General features: G+C 64.3%; 22 protein-coding genes. 14 read left to right on the top strand and 8 right to left on the bottom strand.

All coding sequences use genetic code 11. The features are described from left to right. Positions 1–215 precede the first annotated feature (215 nt). Positions 216–2,324 carry a molybdopterin oxidoreductase family protein gene (locus FJ978_RS08870; protein ID WP_140571775.1) on the top strand — a complete coding sequence of 703 codons (2,109 nt, stop codon included), beginning with the start codon at positions 216–218 and terminating at the stop codon, positions 2,322–2,324. 23 nt (positions 2,325–2,347) lie between these two features. On the opposite strand, the gene FJ978_RS08865 is transcribed toward FJ978_RS08870, so the two are convergent. Together FJ978_RS08865 and FJ978_RS08860 are read right to left on the bottom strand one after the other, a co-directional pair. Next, positions 2,348–3,490 (bottom strand): NAD(P)/FAD-dependent oxidoreductase, encoded by a 1,143-nt coding sequence (locus FJ978_RS08865; RefSeq protein WP_140571773.1) that lies wholly within the window; start codon positions 3,488–3,490, stop codon positions 2,348–2,350. Between the two features lie 81 nt (positions 3,491–3,571). Further along, positions 3,572–4,045, bottom strand: coding sequence for an Lrp/AsnC family transcriptional regulator (locus FJ978_RS08860; RefSeq protein WP_140571771.1), 474 nt, complete (start codon positions 4,043–4,045; stop codon positions 3,572–3,574). Positions 4,046–4,148: 103 nt separating this feature from the next. On the opposite strand from FJ978_RS08860, the gene FJ978_RS08855 reads away from it, so the two are divergent. From FJ978_RS08855 to FJ978_RS08815, 10 genes are all read left to right on the top strand, one after another. After that, the gene (locus FJ978_RS08855) at positions 4,149–5,375 is read left to right on the top strand and encodes a diaminopropionate ammonia-lyase (protein WP_140571754.1); all 1,227 of its coding nucleotides are present in this window, start codon (positions 4,149–4,151) and stop codon (positions 5,373–5,375) included. Next, on the top strand, positions 5,372–6,616 hold the full coding sequence (locus FJ978_RS08850; RefSeq protein WP_140571752.1) for a Zn-dependent hydrolase: 1,245 nt from the start codon (positions 5,372–5,374) through the stop codon (positions 6,614–6,616). The genes FJ978_RS08855 and FJ978_RS08850 overlap by 4 nt, the downstream gene beginning before the upstream one ends. After that, a complete protein-coding gene (locus FJ978_RS08845; RefSeq protein ID WP_140571750.1) occupies positions 6,609–7,769 on the top strand; it encodes a M20 aminoacylase family protein in 1,161 nt (386 codons plus the stop codon). Before FJ978_RS08850 ends, FJ978_RS08845 begins: the two co-directional genes overlap by 8 nt. 313 nt (positions 7,770–8,082) lie before the next feature. Next, on the top strand, positions 8,083–8,256 hold the full coding sequence (locus FJ978_RS08840) for a hypothetical protein (RefSeq protein WP_224730446.1): 174 nt from the start codon (positions 8,083–8,085) through the stop codon (positions 8,254–8,256). A 305-nt stretch (positions 8,257–8,561) separates the two neighbouring features. After that, positions 8,562–8,735: a hypothetical protein gene (locus tag FJ978_RS32745; RefSeq protein WP_013896242.1), complete on the top strand. Its 174-nt coding sequence runs from the start codon at positions 8,562–8,564 to the stop codon at positions 8,733–8,735. 101 nt (positions 8,736–8,836) lie between these two features. Further along, entirely contained in the window at positions 8,837–10,930 is a 2,094-nt protein-coding gene (locus FJ978_RS08835; RefSeq protein WP_140571748.1) for an ATP-dependent helicase, read from the top strand. 8 nt (positions 10,931–10,938) lie between these two features. Beyond that, a complete protein-coding gene (gene dapB, locus FJ978_RS08830) occupies positions 10,939–11,718 on the top strand; it encodes a 4-hydroxy-tetrahydrodipicolinate reductase (RefSeq protein WP_140571745.1) in 780 nt (259 codons plus the stop codon). 176 nt (positions 11,719–11,894) lie between these two features. After that, positions 11,895–12,908 carry an ABC transporter substrate-binding protein gene (locus tag FJ978_RS08825; RefSeq protein ID WP_140571743.1) on the top strand — a complete coding sequence of 338 codons (1,014 nt, stop codon included), beginning with the start codon at positions 11,895–11,897 and terminating at the stop codon, positions 12,906–12,908. 142 nt (positions 12,909–13,050) lie between these two features. Continuing rightward, positions 13,051–13,905: an ABC transporter ATP-binding protein gene (locus tag FJ978_RS08820; RefSeq protein ID WP_013896238.1), complete on the top strand. Its 855-nt coding sequence runs from the start codon at positions 13,051–13,053 to the stop codon at positions 13,903–13,905. A gap of 13 nt (positions 13,906–13,918) precedes the next feature. Beyond that, complete coding sequence (locus tag FJ978_RS08815; protein ID WP_140571741.1) at positions 13,919–14,797, top strand: ABC transporter permease; 879 nt, start codon at positions 13,919–13,921, stop codon at positions 14,795–14,797. Between the two features lie 29 nt (positions 14,798–14,826). On the opposite strand, the gene FJ978_RS08810 is transcribed toward FJ978_RS08815, so the two are convergent. Continuing rightward, a complete protein-coding gene (locus FJ978_RS08810; RefSeq protein ID WP_140571739.1) occupies positions 14,827–16,179 on the bottom strand; it encodes a sensor histidine kinase in 1,353 nt (450 codons plus the stop codon). Between the two features lie 13 nt (positions 16,180–16,192). Further along, positions 16,193–16,870: a response regulator gene (locus FJ978_RS08805; RefSeq protein ID WP_013896236.1), complete on the bottom strand. Its 678-nt coding sequence runs from the start codon at positions 16,868–16,870 to the stop codon at positions 16,193–16,195. Positions 16,871–17,368: 498 nt separating this feature from the next. Between FJ978_RS08805 and FJ978_RS08800 the strand changes: the two genes are divergently transcribed. Together FJ978_RS08800 and FJ978_RS08795 are read left to right on the top strand one after the other, a co-directional pair. Continuing rightward, positions 17,369–17,575 (top strand): DUF680 domain-containing protein, encoded by a 207-nt coding sequence (locus tag FJ978_RS08800; protein ID WP_013896235.1) that lies wholly within the window; start codon positions 17,369–17,371, stop codon positions 17,573–17,575. 51 nt (positions 17,576–17,626) lie between these two features. Continuing rightward, positions 17,627–17,854 (top strand): DUF680 domain-containing protein, encoded by a 228-nt coding sequence (locus FJ978_RS08795; protein ID WP_013896234.1) that lies wholly within the window; start codon positions 17,627–17,629, stop codon positions 17,852–17,854. 5 nt (positions 17,855–17,859) lie between these two features. Here the strand turns inward: FJ978_RS08795 and FJ978_RS32740 are convergent, their stop codons facing one another. Beyond that, positions 17,860–18,096 carry a hypothetical protein gene (locus FJ978_RS32740; RefSeq protein ID WP_181180393.1) on the bottom strand — a complete coding sequence of 79 codons (237 nt, stop codon included), beginning with the start codon at positions 18,094–18,096 and terminating at the stop codon, positions 17,860–17,862. A 96-nt stretch (positions 18,097–18,192) separates the two neighbouring features. Between FJ978_RS32740 and FJ978_RS08790 the strand changes: the two genes are divergently transcribed. Further along, positions 18,193–18,432: a DUF680 domain-containing protein gene (locus FJ978_RS08790; protein WP_140571737.1), complete on the top strand. Its 240-nt coding sequence runs from the start codon at positions 18,193–18,195 to the stop codon at positions 18,430–18,432. 56 nt (positions 18,433–18,488) lie between these two features. Here FJ978_RS08790 and FJ978_RS08785 read toward each other — a convergent pair whose 3' ends face one another. From FJ978_RS08785 to FJ978_RS08770, 3 genes are all read right to left on the bottom strand, one after another. Then, the gene (locus tag FJ978_RS08785; RefSeq protein WP_140571735.1) at positions 18,489–19,001 is read right to left on the bottom strand and encodes a histidine phosphatase family protein; all 513 of its coding nucleotides are present in this window, start codon (positions 18,999–19,001) and stop codon (positions 18,489–18,491) included. 351 nt (positions 19,002–19,352) lie between these two features. Next, the gene (locus FJ978_RS08775; RefSeq protein WP_013896231.1) at positions 19,353–19,637 is read right to left on the bottom strand and encodes a type II toxin-antitoxin system RelE/ParE family toxin; all 285 of its coding nucleotides are present in this window, start codon (positions 19,635–19,637) and stop codon (positions 19,353–19,355) included. A 13-nt stretch (positions 19,638–19,650) separates the two neighbouring features. Further along, a complete protein-coding gene (locus FJ978_RS08770) occupies positions 19,651–19,926 on the bottom strand; it encodes a type II toxin-antitoxin system ParD family antitoxin (protein WP_013896230.1) in 276 nt (91 codons plus the stop codon). Positions 19,927–19,933 lie beyond the last annotated feature (7 nt).

Below are 19,933 nucleotides of genomic sequence, written 5' to 3'. Positions count from 1 at the left end.
CCTTGTGGGGGAGATGCCCGGCAGGGCAGAGGGGGGCGCTGTCCTGCCAACCTGTCGGCCTTTTTGCAACCACCACCGCCGGATTCGAGGACGAATAGATAGGTCGCGATCCTTCGCGCCCCCCTCTGTCCTGCCGGACATCTCCCCCACGAGGGGGGAGATTGGCTAGTCATCTGGCCCTACACGCCGACGCCAAAACCCGCTAGACAAACCCCATGAACCAGCACGCGAAGCTTCGCATCGGCCGTTCGGCCTGTCCACATGATTGCCCGTCGACCTGCGCGCTCGAGGTCGAGTTGCTCGACGGCAACCGCATTGGCCGCGTCCACGGCGCCAAGGCCAATACCTACACGGCGGGCGTCGTCTGCGCCAAGGTCGCGCGCTATGCCGACCGTGTCCATCATCCCGACCGTTTGCTGAAGCCGCTTATCCGCGCCGGCGCCAAGGGCGATGGCTCATGGAAGGAAGCGAGCTGGGAGGCAGCGCTCGACCTCGTCGCCGAAAAATTCATCGCGGCCGAGGCAAGATACGGCTCGGAAACGGTCTGGCCCTATTTCTATGCCGGCACGATGGGTCTGGTGCAGCGTGACGGCATCGACCGGCTGCGGCACGCGAAAAAGTATTCCGGCTTCTTCGGGTCGATCTGCACCAATCTCGCCTGGACCGGCTGGATGATGGGGGCGGGCGCCTTGCGTGGACCGGACCCGCGCGAGATGGCGAAGTCCGATTGCGTGGTGATCTGGGGCACCAATGCCGTGGTCACGCAGGTCAATGTGATGACCCACGCCATCAAGGCGCGCAAGGAACGCGGCGCGAAGATCGTCGTCGTCGACGTCTATGAAAACGCGACGATGAAGCAGGCCGACATGGGTCTTGTGCTCAAGCCCGGCACCGATGGCGCACTGGCTTGCGCGGTCATGCATGTGCTGTTCAGGGAAGGCATGGCCAACCGCGCCTACCTCGAAAAATACACCGACGACCCGAAGGGGCTCGAAGCGCATCTCAAGACACGCACGCCGGAATGGGCGGCTGGCATCACGGGCTTGAGCATTGGCGAGATCGAGGCCTTTGCCCGCCTCGTCGGCACCATCAAGAAGACCTATTTCCGCCTCGGCTACGGCTTTGCCCGCCAGCGCAATGGCGCCGTCAACATGCATGCCGCGTCCTGCATCGCCGCGGTCACCGGCAGCTGGCAGTATGAGGGCGGCGGCGCCTTCCATTCGAATTCGGGTATCTTCAAGCTCAACCAGGAGGTGCTGGAAGGCACCAGGATGCGCGATTCCTCGATCCGCCATCTCGACCATTCGCGCATTGGCCCGGTGTTGACCGGTGCCAGCGATGCGCTCTATGGCGGGCCGCCGGTGACGGCCATGTTGATCCAGAACACCAATCCAGTGAATGTCGCGCCCGAGCAGCGGCTGGTGAAGCAGGGCTTTCTGCGCGACGACCTGTTCACTTGCGTGCACGAGCAGTTCATGACCGACACGGCCAAGCTTGCCGACGTCGTGCTGCCGGCGACGATGTTCCTCGAACATGACGATCTCTACAAGGGCGGCGGCAACCAGCACATCACGCTCGGCCCGAAGCTGATCGAGCCGCCGGAAGGCCCGCTCACCAACCATTTCGTCATCGAACAATTGGCCGTGCGCCTGGGGGTCTCCGATCGCCCGGGCTTTGGCCTGACCGAACAGCAGCATATCGACATCATCTTGGGCAAGCGCGGGCTGGGCAGCTTCGACAGCCTGAAGGAAGACAAGTGGGTCGACCTGCAGCCGGATTTCGAGGCCGCGCATTTCATCAAGGGGTTTGGCCACGCGGATGGAAAATTCCGCTTCCGCGCCGACTGGACCGGGCAGGCGGCCCCCAACCGGCCGCCGAAGAGCATGGGCCTGTTCGGCCCGGTGGACCGGTTGCCGGAATTTCCCGACCATGTCGATCTGATCGAGGTGGTCGACGAGGCGCATCCGTTCCGGCTGGCGACCTCGCCGGCCCGCAATTTCCTCAACTCGACATTCTCCGAAACGCCGGTGTCGAAGGCCAAGGAGGGCCGCCCGGAGCTGCTTCTCCATCCCGACGATGCCGCCGCGCATGGTCTGGCCGACGGCGACCGTGTCGAGATCGGCAACCAGCGTGGCGAGGTGGTGCTGCACGCCAAGCTGTTCGACGGCATCAAGCGCGGCGTGGTCATCGCCGAAGGCATCTGGCCGAACAGCGCGCATGAGCGCGGCGAGGGCATCAACGTGCTGACCGGCGCCGATGCGCCGGCGCCCTATGGCGGCGCTGCCTTCCACGACAACAAGGTGTGGTTGCGCAAGGCAAGTTGAGGCTTCGCTCCACTCGCGCCCAATCACACCGGCAGGATTTCGGCCGCCTTCTTCCTGTTCAGCCGGTGCCGGATGTCGTCGGCGATCGCCTGGGCTTCGATCCCGATTTCGCGCAGCAAGCCGGTCACGGCGTTGTGGAAACCAACAAGGTACAGGCCGAGATCCGAAGCTTGCGCGGTAACGCCGCTGCGGTCCGGCTGGATGCCAGGCTCCAGGAATTTGGCATAGCCCGGCCGGTAACCTGTCGCGAAGACGATCGCGTCGAATTCGCCGTTTTTGCCGTCGGCAAAACGGATGCAGCGCCCCGAGATCTCGGCAATATCGGGCGCAACCTTGATCGCGCCTTCGCGGATCTTGCCGATGGTGCCGACGTCGATCACCGGAATGCGCGATGCAATCGCGATCTGTTCCAGCAGTCCTTGTCCCGGCCGTTTGAGCCCATATTTTTCCAACCTGCCCATCACCAGGTCGAGGATGATGGGAAAGAGAGCATCGTTGAAGCGTTGCGGCCCCAGCCGCGCCGCCATGCCGACCATCTGGATCGGCACGCCGAACAGTTCGCGCGGCACGATATGAACGCCGCCGCGTACCGAAATCGTCGGTTTTGCGCCGCTCTCCGCCAGATCGAGCGCGATCTCGGCGCCGGTGTTGCCCATGCCGATGACCAGCACCGACTGGCCGGCAAAAGGTGTGGCATTGCGATAGTCGGCGCTGTGCAGCGTCTTGCCTATGAAGGTGTCGATGCCCGCAAATCCAGGTCGCAAGGGCTCGGCATTGTAGCCTGACGCGATCACCACATGCTTGGCGCGCAACGGACCGGATGTCGCATCCACACGCCAGCCGCGACCGTCCCGGGCGATCGCTTTCACCGTTTCTCCGAACCGAGGCCGCAGTTCGAAGCGTTGCGCATAGGCATCGAGATAGTCGACGAAGAGATCGCGCGGCACATAGCGCGGATAGTGCTTTGGAAAGGGCACGAAGGGCAGGGACGAATAGCGCTTGGTGGTGTGCAGGTGCACGCGTTCGTAATGGCGCCGCCAAGCGGGTGCGGCCTGCTGCTCTTTTTCGAGCAGGGTGAAGTCGACGCCGGCCTGCCTCAGACAAGCGGCAACAGCCAGGCCCGCAGGCCCGGCGCCGATGATCGCAACTGGGGTGGTATCGTCCAAGCGTGCCTCCATCACTCAATTCGGGCCCGGGAGAATGTCAAAAGCATGGCGCGGCCCGACCGAACCTGCCTGCCGGCAAGTTCAATCCGGCAGCAGCACCGTCAGCCCGACCTTGACGCGGTCCATGGCGACGAAGGTGCGGAATTTTCTGACATTGTTGCTGCCGAAAAACAGCTTTCGCGTCAGCGCCTCATAGGCGCCCATGTCGGCCACGGTGATCACGAGAATGAAGTCGGCCTCGCCGGTGACATAGTAGCATTGTTGCACTTCGGGCGCCGCCGAGAATTGCCGCTTGGCCGCGTCGATCAGTTCCGTGCGCTCGCTCTCCAGCTCCACCTCGACGAAGATGGTGATGGGCTGGCCGACGGCCGCGGGTTCGACCACGGCGACATTGCCCGCGATGACGCCAGCCTGCTCCATGCGCTTGATGCGGCGCTGCACCGCCGGCGCCGACAGGTTCACCGCTTCGCCGATCAGCCGCTGCGGCGTGGTGTTGTCCCGCTGCAGGATGGCAAGGATGGCGAGATCGAAACTGTCGAGTGACGGTTGAGGCAATGGCGATGTCCAGCGAAACAAACTTGCATTTCAGGGGCCCAAATACAGCGCTTTTTGCGCAGATCTTGCAATATATTCTCGCCGATCGCCAAGGAGGCCGCCAGTGTTCCTGCCCAACCGCAACGCCCTGCATCGCCAGCCGCTTGACGCTGCCGATGCCGAGACCCTCGGGATTGCCGGGGCGGACACGGTCGAACGCTTTCTTGCCCATCGCGACAATCACAGGATGACGCCGCTGCACGCGCTGCCGGCGCTGGCGGGCGAACTCGGCCTCGCTGCGCTGCATGTCAAGGACGAGGGTTTTCGCCTCGGGCTCGGCAGCTTCAAGGCGCTGGGCGGCGCCTATGCGGTCTTCCGCCTTGTGCTGGAGGAGGCAGGAAAGCGGCTTGGCCGCACGGTCGACATCGGTGATCTCGACCGGCCAGATGTCCGATCGGTTGCCGCGACGATGACGGTCGCTTGCGCCACCGACGGCAATCACGGCCGCTCCGTTGCGCAAGGTGCCGAGCTTGCCGGGGCCAAGGCCGTGATCTTTGTCCATGCCGGCGTCAGCGATGAGCGGATCGCGGCAATAACCCGCTATGGTGCCCGGATGGTTCGTGTCGAGGGCAATTATGACGACTCGGTCAGGCAAGCCGCAGAGGTCGCCGCCGGGAAGGGCTGGACCGTGGTGTCGGATACGTCGTGGCCGGGCTATGAGCGCATTCCCGGCCTGGTGATGCAAGGCTATACCGCGATCGTGCGCGAGGCGTTGCGCCAGCTCCCCGAACCGCCGACCCACGTCTTCGTCCAGGCAGGTGTCGGCGGCGTTGCCGCCGCGGTGGCCGGTCATCTCGCCATCGTGCTCGGCAATGCCAGGCCGACCTTCATTGTCGTCGAGCCGGCCCGTGCCGCCTGCGTTGTCGCAGCTGCCCGGGCAGGGCGCGTGGTCAAAGTGGCGCATGACGAGCCGACGGTGATGGCCATGCTTGAATGCTACGAGGCCTCGTCAGTCGCCTGGCGCGTGCTGGCGCGCGTTGCCGACGCCTTCATGACCGTGGACGAGGATGACGCCGTCGCGGTGATGCGGCGGCTGGCGCGACCAGCTGGCGGCGACCCTGTGATCGTGGCCGGTGAAAGCGGCGGCGTCGGCCTTGCCGGGCTGATCCGGGCAGTCGCCGAAACAAAGGCCGAACTCGGGCTTGACGGCAAATCCCGCGTGCTGGTGATCAACACCGAAGGCGCCACCGACCCAAGCCGTTATGCCGGGCTCGTCGGCATGAGCCCCGCCGAGGTGCTGGCCGGCAAGCTTGCTGTCGAGGCCAAGCTTGCTGTCGAGGCAATGCCATGATCGCGATCGACGCACAGCGCCTGCTGGGCCGCATCCGTGAACTCGGCGCTGTTGGCCGCGACGCCGAGGGCAGGCTGACCCGGCTGGCCGCTTCCGACACCGACAAGCTCGGCCGCGACCTCTTCGTCGGCTGGCTGCGGCAAGCCGGGCTCGATGTCGCCGTCGACCGCATCGGCAACATCTTCGGCATCTGGCAAGGCGCGGACAATAACGGGCAGGCGCCTGTGCTCATCGGCTCGCATATCGACACGGTCATCGACGCCGGCATCTATGACGGCTGCTACGGCGTGCTTGCCGGGCTGGAGGTGATCGAGACGCTGAAATCATCAGGCCTTTCGCCGTCGCGCCCAATTGCCGTCGCAGCCTTCACCAACGAGGAAGGCGTGCGCTTCTCTCCCGACATGATGGGATCGCTGGTCCATGCCGGCGGCGTTGAAGTTGAAGCGGCACTCGCCGCCGTCGGCACGGACGGCAGCACGCTCGGCCAGGAACTCGCCCGCATCGGCTATGCGGGCGATCGCGAACCTGGCTTTCTCAAGCCGCACATCTATGTCGAGCTGCATATCGAGCAGGGGCCGGTCCTGGAGCGCGAGGGCATCCCCATCGGCGCGGTGGAGAGCCTGCAAGGCATCTCCTGGCAGCGCATCACCATCGACGGCGTCGCCAACCACGCCGGCACCACGCCGATGTCGATGCGCTGCGATGCCGGATATGCGGCTGCACGCGTGGTCACCTTCCTACATGACCGGGCAGCGGCCTCCAATTCGCCAACCGTTGCCACTGTCGGCACGATGCGCTTGGAGCCGAACGCCATCAACGTCATTCCATCGCGCGCCGTCTTCACCGTTGACCTGCGCGATCCCGACGAACAGCATTTGCAGGCGGAGGAGGCGGCGCTGGCCGCCTTTCTGGAACGGCTCGCCGACGAGGGCATCACCGTGACGGTCGAGAGGCTGGCGCGCTTCGAGCCCGTCATTTTCGACGGCCGGGTCGTCGAACTGATCGAGGCCGCCGCGAGCAAGCGCGGGCTCGTCTCGAGGCGCATGACCTCGGGCGCCGGCCATGACGCCCAGATGATCGCGCGCATCGCGCCGGCGGCGATGATTTTCGTGCCGAGCGCCGGAGGCATCAGCCACAGTCCCCGCGAGCACACCGAAGATGCCGAGCTTGTCGCCGGCGCCAACATCCTGCTTGATGTGGTCGCCGACCTTGCGGGGATGGGGGAGCGCGGGAATGGCTGAACTCGATTCCGAAACGCTGCAGCGGGAAATGACCGGGTGGCGGCGTGACCTGCACGCGCATCCCGAATTCGGCTTTGAGGAGAAGCGCACCGCGGCCTTCGTCGCCGCCAAGCTGCGCGAACTCGGCTTGGACGATGTCACCGAGGGCGTCGGCGGGACTGGTGTCGTCGGCACGCTGAAGCGCGGCAGCGGCAACCGTGCCATTGCGCTAAGAGCCGACATGGATGCGCTGCGCATCGCCGAGCAATCGACGGCCTCGTACCGGTCCGGCAATCCCGGACTCATGCATGCCTGCGGCCATGATGGCCACACGGCAATGCTGCTCGGCGCGGCAAAGCGGCTGGCAGCGGAGGGTGGTTTCGACGGCACCGTGCGCTTCATCTTCCAGCCGGCGGAGGAATGGGGCAGGGGCGCGCTGGCCATGCTCGATGATGGCCTGATGCGGCGTTTCCCCTTCGACGAGATCTTTGGGCTGCACAACATGCCCGGCCTGCCCGTCGGGCATTTCGAGACCCGCGCCGGCCCGATCATGTCGGCCGAGGACATCTTCGAGATCGTGCTGAGCGGGCTCGGCGGCCACGCGGCGCGGCCGCATTCGGGCAACGAAACGCTGGTCGCCGCCTGCGCGCTGGTCACCAATCTGCAGACCATCGTCTCGCGCAGGCTGAGCCCGGCCGACATATCGGTGGTTTCGGTGACCGAACTGATCACCGACGGCTCCCGCAATGCGCTGCCCGGCTTGGCCCGCATCCTTGGCGACGCACGCAGCTTCCGCCCCGAGGTCAGCGCCGGGATCGAACGCCAGATGCGTATAATCGCCGAAGGCACCGCCGCCGCCTACAACGTCACCGCCGAAGTGAACTACAGCCGCGAATTCGTGCCGCTGCGCAACGATGTCGAACTGGTCGACGCGGCTTTCGCTGCCGCCAGGGACGTCTTCGAACCCGGCAACATCGCGGTGGCGGCTGAGCCGATGACAGCCTCGGAGGATTTTGCCCGCTTCCTCGACCACGTGCCGGGCTGTTTCGTCTTCCTAGGCAATGGCGAGGCCTCGGCGCCACTCCATAACTCCAGCTATGACTTCAATGATGAGGGGTTGCTATTCGGTGCCAACTTCCATGTCGCCATCGCCAGGCGACGGCTTGGGGTTTGAAGGGCGAGGACTCGTTTGGTTCGTTTTGCGGGGGAAAACGCCCGGAAAGAGCCAAAATCCTCGATCCTGCATGACGCAGCGGCAAGACTCAGCTAGCCTCTTCCTTGCGGCGGACCTCTTATCCGCTTGGCCGGCGCCTTTCTCCTCCCAAGCGGCGCCGGCCTTCTTCTGCGTGGCGCCGCCTTGCTAAATTAGCACTCATTAAATTTGGAATATTCGCACTTCCAGGAAGTTAGGGTCTTGCTGGCATAAGGCGGCGGGTCTTTGGGGACTTGCGGGAAGACAGATGCGCGGGCGGAACTGGATAAAGGCGTTGCGTCAGGACGAAGCGCGGCAGGTGCGTGCGCGTATCGCCGAGCTCGAACGGAACCTGACGGCGGCGTCAGCGTCCCCAAGCCGTCAGCAACGGCACGAAGCCGGGCACGAACTGCGCAATGCCAAGTTCCGCCTCGAGCGGCTCGAGGAATGCATCTCGGCGATGCCTTGAACACCCGACCTGTTGCAAGGAGCCCAGAACCTGCTGCACGGAGCACTGGCTCACTTGCCGACAGTGCCCGTGTTTACGACGGGGTTGCTGGCGAGGCTTTGTTCAGCGCCGGGAGCCGTCGTTGGCGGCAATTTGTTGTCGCAGGCCGAAACAGCCAATACCACCAGGACGAGGCCCAATCTTAGCTTTTTCATCGCTATCGCCTTCTGTCTCAAAACGAGGTGATGTCGGTTTGGTTGCGAATTTCGCGTGAGGGAACAAAACGCCGTTCCTTTGGTTGATCCCGATCACGGGAGAACCGATCCATGGTCCGTTTGCTTCTGGCAGCCACCCTTGCCCTTCTCGCATACCGGCTCGCTCGCAAGATGATCGATGAGGTGCCCGACAATTTCGACCCGCTGTTGCTGCCGGCGCCAAGAAGCGACCGCGAAGCTCTGCGCCGTCAATCGGCGGCGATGGGTGTCGATCCCAAACGGTAGTCCCCAAGCGATAGTCCCCCAAGCGATAGTCTCCAAAGCGGTCGTCCCCTATCGTGCCGCTTCTGTGTTGCGAACAAAGCGGAAACGATGCTTGATGGGCGATGAACCTCGCCGCCCATGATTCGACCTTTGTGGAATCGACCGTCCCGCCCGCCTACCTTGAGCGGTTGAACGACGCCCAGCGCCAGGCCGTCGAGCATGGCGACGGCAAGATCGCGGGGCCTTTGCTGGTCATTGCCGGCGCCGGCTCGGGCAAGACCAACACGTTGGCGCATCGCGTCGCGCACCTGATCGTCAAGGGCGCCGACCCGCGCCGCATCCTGCTGATGACCTTTTCGCGGCGCGCCGCGTCCGAGATGGCGAGACGCGTCGAGCGCATCGCCGGTGAGGTGCTCGGCCGCGACGCGACGGTGATCACGGATGCGTTGACCTGGGCCGGCACCTTTCATGGCATCGGCGCCCGGCTGCTGCGCGATTATGCGCTGGAGATCGGCCTGGATCCGGCCTTCACCATCCATGACCGCGAGGATTCCGCCGACCTGATGAACCTGGTCCGGCATGAACTCGGCCTCTCGAAGACTGAGGCGCGCTTTCCGACCAAGGGCACCTGCCTCGCCATCTATTCGCGCGCCGTCAACGCGCAGGCGCCGTTGGGCGAAGTATTGGGTTCCGCCTTTCCCTGGTGCGCCGGCTGGGCCGAGCAGCTGAAGCAGCTGTTCGCCGGTTACGTCGAGGCCAAGCAAGCGCAGAACGTGCTCGATTACGACGATCTGCTGCTCTATTGGGCGCAGATGGCGGCCGAGCCTGAAATCGCCGCGCATCTGGGCGGGCGTTTCGACCATGTGCTCGTCGATGAATACCAGGACACAAACCGGCTGCAGGCTTCGATCCTGATGGCGCTGAAGCCCGACGGTGCCGGGCTGACGGTGGTCGGCGACGATGCGCAGTCGATCTATTCGTTCCGCGCCGCCGAGGTGCGCAACATTCTCGATTTCCCCAAGCAGTTCGCGCAAGCCGCCGATGTGGTGATGCTGGAGCGCAACTACCGCTCGACCGAGACCATCCTCGCCGCCGCCAACGCGGTGATCGGCGAGGCCTCGGAACGCTTCACCAAGAACCTGTGGTCGGAGCGCAAATCCACGGGCAAGCCGAGACTGGTGAACGTCCGCGACGAGGTCGAGCAGGCGAATTTCGTCTGCGATACCATCCTGGCCGAGCGCGAGGCCGGCATCGCGCTGAAATCCCAGGCGGTGCTGTTTCGTGCCTCGCACCACAGCGGGCCGCTCGAGATCGAGCTGACGCGGCGCAACATTCCCTTCGTAAAGTTCGGCGGTTTGAAGTTCCTCGATGCCGCCCACGTCAAGGATGTGCTGGCGGTGCTGCGCTTCGCCGAAAACCCGCGCGACCGCGTCGCCGGCTTTCGGGTGCTGCAGCTTTTGCCGGGAATTGGCCCTTCGGCCGCCGCGCAGGTCGTCGAGACGATGACATCGGCGCTGGACGAGGCGATGGGCCTGGCCGGATGGCGCCCGCCGCAGCGCGCGGCGGACGACTGGCCAAGCTTCGTCGCGCTCTATTCGGGCCTGCGGGCCGGCGCCAAATGGCCTGCCGATCTCGAACAGGTCAGGCTGTGGTACGAGCCGCATCTGGAGCGCATCCATGAGGATGCGATCACGCGCCGCGCCGACCTTTTGCAACTCGAGCAGATCGGATCGGGTTATGCCTCGCGCGAACGGTTCCTGACCGAGCTGACGCTCGACCCGCCGGACGCGACCAGTGACCAGGCCGGGCCGCCGCATCGGGACGAGGATTATCTGATCCTGTCGACCATCCACTCGGCCAAGGGCCAGGAGTGGAAAAATGTCTTTGTGCTCAACACCGTCGATGGCTGCATCCCGGCCGATCTCGGCGTCGGCACCAAGGAGGACATCGAGGAGGAGCGCCGGCTGCTCTACGTCGCGATGACACGGGCCAAGGACAACCTCAACCTGGTCATGCCGCAGCGCTTCTTCCCCCACGGCCAGGCGGCGCGCGGCGACCGCCATCTCTATGCCTCGCGCACCCGTTTCATCCCGGCCTCGATCCTCGCCGCGTTCGAACAGATGTCGTGGCCAAGCGCGCAGGCCGCGCAGGGCAGGGCGCCCCGGCCGGACGTGCGGGTCGACATCGGCGCGCGCATGCGTGGCATGTGGAAATAGCCGAGGCCATGCCGCAGCCGCCGATCAGGATCGCCATCGCCGGCGCGCTCGGCCGCATGGGCCGCCAGATGGCTGACGCCGTGCGGGCCGATCCACGGCTGGCGCTCGCCGCTCGCTTTCATCGGCCGGGCATTGTCGGTGATGGGCTGGTTAGCCGCGAGGAGGCGCTTGCCGCGGCCGATTTGGTCATCGACTTCACCACGCCGGCGGCCTCGGCTGACCTGGCAAGGTTTTGCGCTGCCCGCGGCGGGCCGGCCCTGGTCATCGGATCGACCGGTTTCGATGCGACTGAACTCGCCGACATCGCCGAGGCCGCGAAGATCATCGCCATCGTGCGCTCCGGCAGCTTTTCGCTGGGGCTGAACATGCTGGTCGGATTGGTCGAACAGGCGGCGACAGCGCTCGATCCCGAAGACTGGGACGCCGAGGTCTTCGAGGCGCACCACCGACACAAGATCGACGCGCCGTCGGGCACCGCCTTGATGCTTGGCCAAGCCGTGGCCGGCGGACGCAAGGTCGAACTCGACGCGGTGGCGCGGCGTGTTCGCGATGGCGTCACCGGCGCGCGGCCCGCAGGCGAGATCGGCTTCGCGGTGGTGCGTGGCGGCAGCATCGTCGGCGAGCACAGCGTCAGCTTCTGCACCGAGGGCGAAACGGTTACCCTGTCGCATGCGGCCGGCGACCGCATTATGTTCGCCCGTGGCGCCATCGCCGCCGCGCTCTGGGTGGCGGGGCGCCACCCCGGCGAGTACGACATGCGCGACGTTCTCGGTTTCGGCGCTCCGTGACCGGCAGCCACAACGGATTCCATTTCAACGGCCGCTAAAACGACTGAAAGCCAGCTGAAAGCTTAGGCGTGCCATGAAGTCATTGCGGCGTTCGCCGTGTGACCGGTGCGGGAGCGGCCGGTAAGGAGGAATGCGGCGCAGCCGGGATGGCGCGCCGCCCAAGTGGAGGAAGTTTCGTGACCGGTTTCATCTCGAAGTGCGCCCTGCGCACAGCGGCGCTAACCCTTGCTGTTGCAGCCACAAGCGCCACGGTGGCTTCTGCTGCCGACAAGATCACCATCATCGTCGGCGGCATGGAAAAGCAGATCTATCTGCCTGCCGTGCTCACCCAGCAGCTCGGCTACTTCAAGGACCAGGGGCTCGATGTCGAACTGCTCAATTCGCGCGCCGGGGTCGAGGCCGAAAATGAACTGCTGGCCGGTGCCGTCCAGGGCGTTGTCGGCTTCTACGATCACACCGTCGACCTGCAATCGAAGGGCAAATACATCCAGTCGATCGTCCAGTTCAGCCAGGCGCCTGGCGAGGTGGAGCTGGTCTCCGCCAAGCACCCCGAGATCAAGTCGCCCGCCGACTTCAAGGGCGCCACGCTCGGCGTCACCGGTCTCGGCTCCTCGACCGATTTCCTGACCCAGTATCTTGCCGTGCGCGGCGGCCTGAAGCCCGGCGACTACACGCTGCTGCCGGTCGGCGCCGGCAACACCTTCATCGCCGCCGTCAAGCAGGACCAGATCCAGGCCGGCATGACCACCGAGCCGACCATCGCCAAACTGCTCAAGACCGGCGAGGCAAGCATCCTGGTCGACATGCGCACGCCCGAAAAGACCAAGGAAGCGCTGGGCGGCGACTATCCGGCAGCGTCTTTTTATGTCCAGTCCTCCTGGCTGGAAGGCCACAAGGACGAGGCGCAGAAGCTCGCCAACGCCTTCGTCAAGACGATGAAATTCATCGCCACGCATTCGGCCGAAGAGATCGCCGACAAGATGCCGAAGGATTATTATGCCGGCAACCGCGACCTCTACGTGCAGGGGCTGGCCGGTGGCAAGGCGATGTTCACGCCGGATGGCCGCATGCCGGCCGATGGCCCGCCGACCGTGCTCAAGGTTCTCTCGACATTCTCGAAGAGCCTGCAAGGCAAGCAGATCGACCTGTCGAAGACCTATACGACGGAATTGGTCGACGCCGCCAAATAGCGGCACCAGCCTGCCACTCGTTGAATAACAAGGGTTTGCGCCGGCTGCTTGAATCAAGAAGGCAGCGGCGCGGCCTCCCGAACACCTGGAGATCCGTGGCACTGCCGCGGGCTCCCTTGCCCCATTGCGACAGGAGTGCGCCATGCAAGTGCAACCGATGGCGGCCGAGAAGTTGTCTCAGGCCGCGCCACAAGCCGACGCCGCGATCGCCATCGATGATGTGACCTTGCGTTTCGTCACGCCCGACGGCCACATGATGACGGCGATCCGCGATTTCACGATGACCGTGGCGCGCGGCGAGTTCGCCTGCGTCGTCGGGCCGACCGGCTGCGGCAAGTCGACGACGCTCAATCTGGTCACCGGCCTGCTGCGGCCGACGACCGGCAATGTCCGTGTCATGGGCACGCCGGTCACCGATATCAGCCGGGACATCGGCTTTGTCTTCCAGGCGGATGCGCTGTTTCCCTGGCGCAGTGTCATCGACAATGTCGCCGCCGGTCCACTTTATCGCGGCACGCCGAAGGCGCAGGCCTACGACCGCGCCCGCGACTGGATCGCCCGCGTCGGCCTCGGCCGCTTCGAGAAGCACTATCCGCACCAGCTTTCGGGCGGCATGCGCAAGCGCGTCGCGCTGGCGCAGACCTTCATCAACCAGCCCAAGATCCTTTTGATGGACGAGCCGTTCAGCGCGCTCGACATGCAGACGCGCACCGCCATGCAGGACGAGTTGCTAGGTCTGTGGTCGGAGCAGAAATCCTCGGTCGTCTTCGTCACCCACGACCTCGAGGAGGCGGTGGCGCTGGCCGACAAGGTCTATGTGCTCACCGCTGGGCCGGGCACGGTCAAGAGCGTCTACCGCATCGACCTGCCGCGCCCGCGCGTCATGGCCGACATCCGCTACGACCCGAACTTCGTCGAGATCGCCAAGGTGATCTGGAACGATCTGCGCGAGGAAGTGCAGCTCGGCCAGAGCCGGACCTTGCAGACCGGACATTGAAAGGAGAAACAGCATGACCGCAATCTCTCCGACCGCCAACCAGGCCGCCGTCCGCGATGCTTCCATCGCCGTTGCCGAAGCCCGGGCGAGGGCAAGGCTGCGCCGCCGCCACGCGCTTGTCATCTCCTTGCGCCTGGCGATCCTGGTCGTCTTCCTTGGCCTGTGGGAACTCGGCGCCGACTACAACATCATCGACCCGTTCTTCTTCGCCAGCCCTTTTGGCATCTGGCAGCAGATCTGGTCGTGGATCACCGAAGGCACCTCGCAAGGCCCGCTCTGGCTGCAGATCTACGTGACGCTGGAGGAAACCTTCCTCGGCTTTGTCATCGGTGCCCTTGGCGGCATCGCCGCCGGCATCATCCTCGGCCGCAATCGGCTGTTGGCGGATGTCTTTTCGATCTACATCAAGATCGCCAATTCGGTGCCGCGCGTCGTGCTCGGCTCGGTGTTCATCATCGCGCTCGGCCTCGGCATGGCGTCCAAAGTGGCGCTTGCCGTGGTGATGGTGTTCTTCGTTGTTTTCGCCAACGCCTTCCAGGGCGTGCGCGAGGCCGACAGGGCAATGATCGCCAATGCCCAGATCCTTGGCGCCTCGCCGTTCCAGATCACCCGCACCGTCATCATTCCTTCGGCGATGAGCTGGATCCTCGCCAGCCTGCATGTCAGCTTCGGCTTCGCGCTGGTCGGCGCGGTGGTCGGCGAGTTCCTCGGCGCCAAGCAAGGCATGGGCCTGCTGATCTCGACCGCGCAGGGCGCCTTCAACGCCAATGGCGTGTTCGCCGCGATGATCATCCTGGCTGTCATGGCGCTGGTGGTGGAGTTCATCATCACCCGCTTCGAGAACTATGTCGTGAAGTGGCGGCCGGCGCCGTTCAACGAGCAGGGAACGTGATCGGTCAGACCAAGGGCAGCCCTGACCAGTCAGGTCAAGGGCAGCCTGACCTCGACCACCAGACCGCCGGCCGCACCATCCCCGAGGGTGACGCGGCCGCCGGCGTTCTCGACCACCTCGCGCACGATCGCCAGCCCGAGCCCGCTGCCTTGCTCGCTCGAACCGGCGACGCGATAGAAGCGTTCGAACACATGCTCGCGCTCGTCCGCCGGGATGCCGGGTCCGTTGTCGGCGACGGTCAGCACGGCCTCGCCATCGAGGGCCGCCAGGCTGACCGTGACACGCCCCCCGACCGGGGAGTAGCGCAGCGCGTTGTCGACAAGGTTGACGATCATCTCGCGCAGCATGGTGCCGTCGCCGGTGACCGGCACGGGACCGGCCTCCTCGAGGCCGAGATCGATGTTACGGGCGATCGCTGTCGGGGCCTGCGTTTCCAGCACGTGGCGGGCGGCTTCGGCCAGATCGACGCGGTCGGCGCGCGGCCGCCGGCTGCCTGGCTCGGCGCGTGACAGGGTCAGGAGCTGTTCGGCCAGCCGCGCCAGTTTGCCGGAACTCGCCTGCAGCGCCACCAGCGCCTCCTGGCGGGCATCGGCGGCACTTTCGCGAAGCGCATAGCTTGCCTGTGTGGACAGCAGCGCCAGAGGCGTGCGCAGCTGGTGCGCCGCGTTGGCGATGAAGCGGCGTTGCGCCGCCATCTGCGCCCGCACGCGCTCCATGTAGGCGTTGAGGGCGTCGATCAGCGGGCGGATCTCGCTTTGCGCACCGGGCACTTCGACGGGGTCAAGGTCGCTGCGGTTTGGCGAACGTACCGCGTCGCGCAGCCGGATCAACGGCGCCAGGCCGCGACGCAAGCCGAGCAGCACGAACACGCCGGCAATCGCCACCAGCGCCAGTTGCTGGGCAAAGGCGCTGAACCAAAGCCGTTTGACCATGGCGTCATGGCCGGCAAGGGTGACACCCACGGTGACCGATATTGGCGAGTCGTTGCCGGCGCCGATCACCGCATGGCCAAGGGTCATGAGCCGCAGCTGGTGATCGCGGTAGGCGGCCTCGACACTGGCATGCCGCGGCGCTTCGGGCAGGTCGGGGTATCCGGTCAGCAGCCGCCCGCCGGCTGTTTCGACGCGATAGTAGACGCTGTCGCGGTCGCCGGTGTCGAACATCTCGATCGCCGCCGGGGGCACCGTGGCATCGAGCACGCCGTCGACCATGGCGACCTGCTCGGCAATCGCCCGCGCCGATCCCACCAGCATCCGGTCGGTGACCAGGTCCGCGGTCGCCAGTGCGTTGCGCTGGCTGGTCCACAGGTTGATGGTCGCGAGCCCGGCAAGCGGCAGCACCACCCATGCCAGCAATTGCAGGCGGAGGCTGTTGATCCTCATGGCGCCAGGATCGTCACGGCGCCAAATCGTCTTGGCGCAAGAGGTAGCCGAGGCCACGCAGTGTGGCGATCTGGACCCGCGACCCTTCGAGCTTCTTGCGCACGCGGTGCACGTAGATCTCGATGGCGCTGGGATCGGCGTCGGTCTCGAAATCGTAGATCGCGGCCGACAATGCCGCCTTGCTCACGGTGCGCCCGGCCTTGACCATCAATTGTTCCAGCACTGCGTGTTCGCGCGGTGTCAGCGCCAGCGTTTCGCCCGCGAGCGAAAACAGCCTTGTGTTGGTGTCGAAGACGAGGTCACCGCAGGTGATCATCGGCGCGGTGCGGTCATTGGCGCGGCGCAACTGCACGCGGATACGCGCTTCGAGTTCCTCGATCTGGAAAGGCTTGGCCAGGTAGTCGTCCGCGCCTTCGTTGAGGCCTTTAACGCGGCCGTCGAGGCTGGCATTGGCTGTGAGCACGATCACCGGCACACGGTTGCCGCGCGCCCGCAGCATGCGCAGCACCTCCATTCCGCCCATTCGCGGCAGCGCAAGGTCGAGGATGATGAGTGCGTGGTCGCCGGCCGCCAGCGCATGCTCGACATCCTCGCCGTCATGCACGATGTCGACGACATAATGCGCCTGGCGTAGGGTCTTGCCCAGCCAGTCCGCCAGTTCGTGGTTGTCCTCGACAAGCAGCAATCGCATGTCTGTTGCTGTTCCTGCATCCGTCTCTTCTCGATCGCGGCGGGCTGCCCTGGCTTGAACGGCCGCCGCATCCGACAATCAGACTTGAAATGAGCGATAGTCTCGATCTCGACGCAAGGCAAATGCGGGCAGGTGGCCGGCGGCGGAAGGCTTTTCGCAGGCTCGATCCATCCATTTCGGCGTCCATTTCAGCATTAAATCGAACCGAACGGTTCGGTTCTGATTGACAGATTGTATCGCAAACGGTGAACAATAGATCGCGAACTGGTGTCGCTTTCGTTGAAGGCGAAAACTTAAGTTACTGGAAATATTGGAGAAGTCATGTCGCATTTGCTGCGGTGCAATATGCATTGTCCATAATATAACGAATAACTGCAAAACCGATGCGACTGGAAATCCAAAAAGGCATTCCCTACTTCGGGGTGGTCCGAGCGACGCGAAATTCCTCCCAAGGGCACGCCACTAGACGGACAGGACTAGCAAACTGGAGTAACCAAAATGACCAAGATCGCTCTTACCGCCGCCGCCATCCTCGTTGCCACGGGCACGGCCTTTGCCGGCAGCGACAATTATGGCTCGGCCAACGCCAATCAGCCCGCCGCCACTGTCGACCATTCCGTTACCGCTTCGATCTCGAAGTCGAACGGAACCGTCCAGGCCCCGGCTCCGCAGGGCGCCGATCACAACCTCTTCGGCAACCACTAATCGCGTTTCCCGAACCGATCGCAACCAATCTTCAAATCAGGAGTAAATAAAATGACCAAGATCGCTCTTACCGCCGCCGCCATCCTCGTCGCCACGGGCACCGCTTTCGCCGGCAGCGACAATTATGGCTCCAACAATGCCAACCAGCCGGTCGCCAACCAGTCGACTTCCAACGTCGACACGCTCCGCACCGGTTCGATCCTGAAGATCGACAAGACGCAGGCCGACGCCAATGCGAAGGTTCCTGCCGAGTCGGGCCAGGGCATCTGGGGCCGCTAACAGCTTCAAACCCTGCATGACGACAAAGAGCGGTGGGCTTGGCCCGCCGCTCTTGTTTTTTGTGCCATGGCGCAGGCACTGACGGGCACCGTCTTGGGCAGTCGGTCTTCGCACTCGCCGAAAAAAGCTTCCACCTCCAGGAATAAAACCCGTTGGCCCCAGGTCTTGTCCATAGAGCCGGATGATTTCAGGTCGAATGACCTGAAATTTGAATCCGCCTCTAAATCAAAGAGATAGAGCATGATGGCGTCCGAAGGCCGCTTCACACTTTTCGGCATCATGCTCTAGCGGAACCGTCCTCCCAAGACGCCGCCCAACGGATGAAACAGGAGATTGAAATGAACAGGATCGCTCTCGCTACCGCCGCCATCTTCGTTATGACCGGCGCTGCCTTTGCCGGCAGTGACCACTATGGCTCCGATGGTGCCAACCAGCCGGTCGCCTCGGTCGCCGGCGTCGATCACGCCGCCACCGGCGCGGTCAAGGACACGGACATGGCTGGGCACAAGGCAGCCGACACCAACATGAAACCCACCAAGGAATGGCCCGAACCCGGCCAGGGCATCTGGGGGAACTGATGTCCGTGGGCAGATATGCGGCGGGTTTTGCCCCCGCCGTTCCTGCCAACATCAGCTTACTGGCTCAGATCCCTCAGCCGCAGGAAATGCGTCAGCCGCGCGGACGTCAGGCCGGACCAGTCGCCCTCGAAGACGAAGCGCGCAAGGGCTGCCGTTGGGAACTTCTCCCCGAGCCGCTTGCGCGCTTTCGCTTCCGATCCTGAACTGGCAAGCTGTTTCGCCAGATCCTCCAGGTCCGGATTATGGCCGACCACCAGCAGGCAACCGTCCGACGGATCGGCCAGGCGAATCTGGCTCAGAATATCCGCCGCCGAAGCGTCATAGAGCGCCTCGGCAAACACGGCTCGAGGATGCATGGGCAACTCCGCCGCCACCAGCCGCCAGGTGTCGCGTGTGCGCAGCGCCGGCGACACCAGCGCCAGATCCGGAACCCAGTCGCGCGCCGCAAGCTCGCGCCCGATCAGCGGCGCCGTCTTCAGCCCGCGCTCGGCGAGCGGCCGGTCGAAATCGGCAAGCTTGGGATCATCCCGACTCGACTTAGCGTGGCGCAGGACAAGCAGCTGTCTCATCGGTATTGGTCAGGACCAGGGAATGTCGGCATTGAAATCCTTGCCATATCCGCCACCATACTTCGTGCCCGTGGTTGCATCAAAGGCCGCTGACAAAGTGCCGAAGATGAACAGACCTACACGTTGCTTGTCACGATCCCACCTAACGGCGACATCTGCCTCGGTGATCGCCCACGCGCCTGAGCGAATATGAATTGTGCCAATGATCGGTCCAACTGCCTGGCCCTTGATCTCGCTCAGATAAAATAGGCTCTAGCGTTTTGTGCCCCATCGGTCTCGTCATATTCAAAAATACCGGCGAAATCGCCTTTTCTTCGGATTGCACTGTCGAAGACGTCCACGGCTTTGATCCTAAAACAGCGTCGAAACATCGCGCGCACCATGCACGATACGCACGATCTCGATCCATCCCTCCGCGAGGCGATAGAGGATGAGATAGTTGCCGATCGTCAGCGCTCGCGCGTCGGCGCCGATGTCGGGTCTACGTGGTCCGGATTCGGGGAAGGCAGCAAGCTGCAGGATACGTTCCGCGATAGCATCAAGAAAGTGATCGGCTGCACGTGGACTGTCATTGGCGATGGCAAGCCAGATATCGACAAGGTCTCCTTCTGCCGCCGGGCTGCGGATGATCGGCATGCTCACCATGAAGCTATTTCTTGATAGCGTCGACGAGCCGGCTGCGGGCCTTCTGTTTTATGTCTTCGATGTCGAAAGGAGCGAATGGACCGCTTTCCAACCCCTCGATCCAGGCTTTGCGCAACCGCTCCGCCTCGGCCTCGCGCAATGGCTGGCGTAACCGCCACTCGCGCAGCGCCTCGCGGATCACCTCGCTTGCCGATCCGTAGCGCCCGCTGTCGACGGCGCCCTTGACCATCTCAAGCAACTCCGGCGAAAGCGCCACGCTAACTTTCTCGACTGTCGCCATTGAACTG

The organism is Mesorhizobium sp. B1-1-7 (genome assembly GCF_006442705.1).
GTDB classification, from domain to species: Bacteria; Pseudomonadota; Alphaproteobacteria; order Rhizobiales; family Rhizobiaceae; genus Mesorhizobium; species Mesorhizobium opportunistum.
Note: the sequence above shows the minus strand (reverse complement) of the source record. Positions and strands in the feature narration are given on the sequence as shown.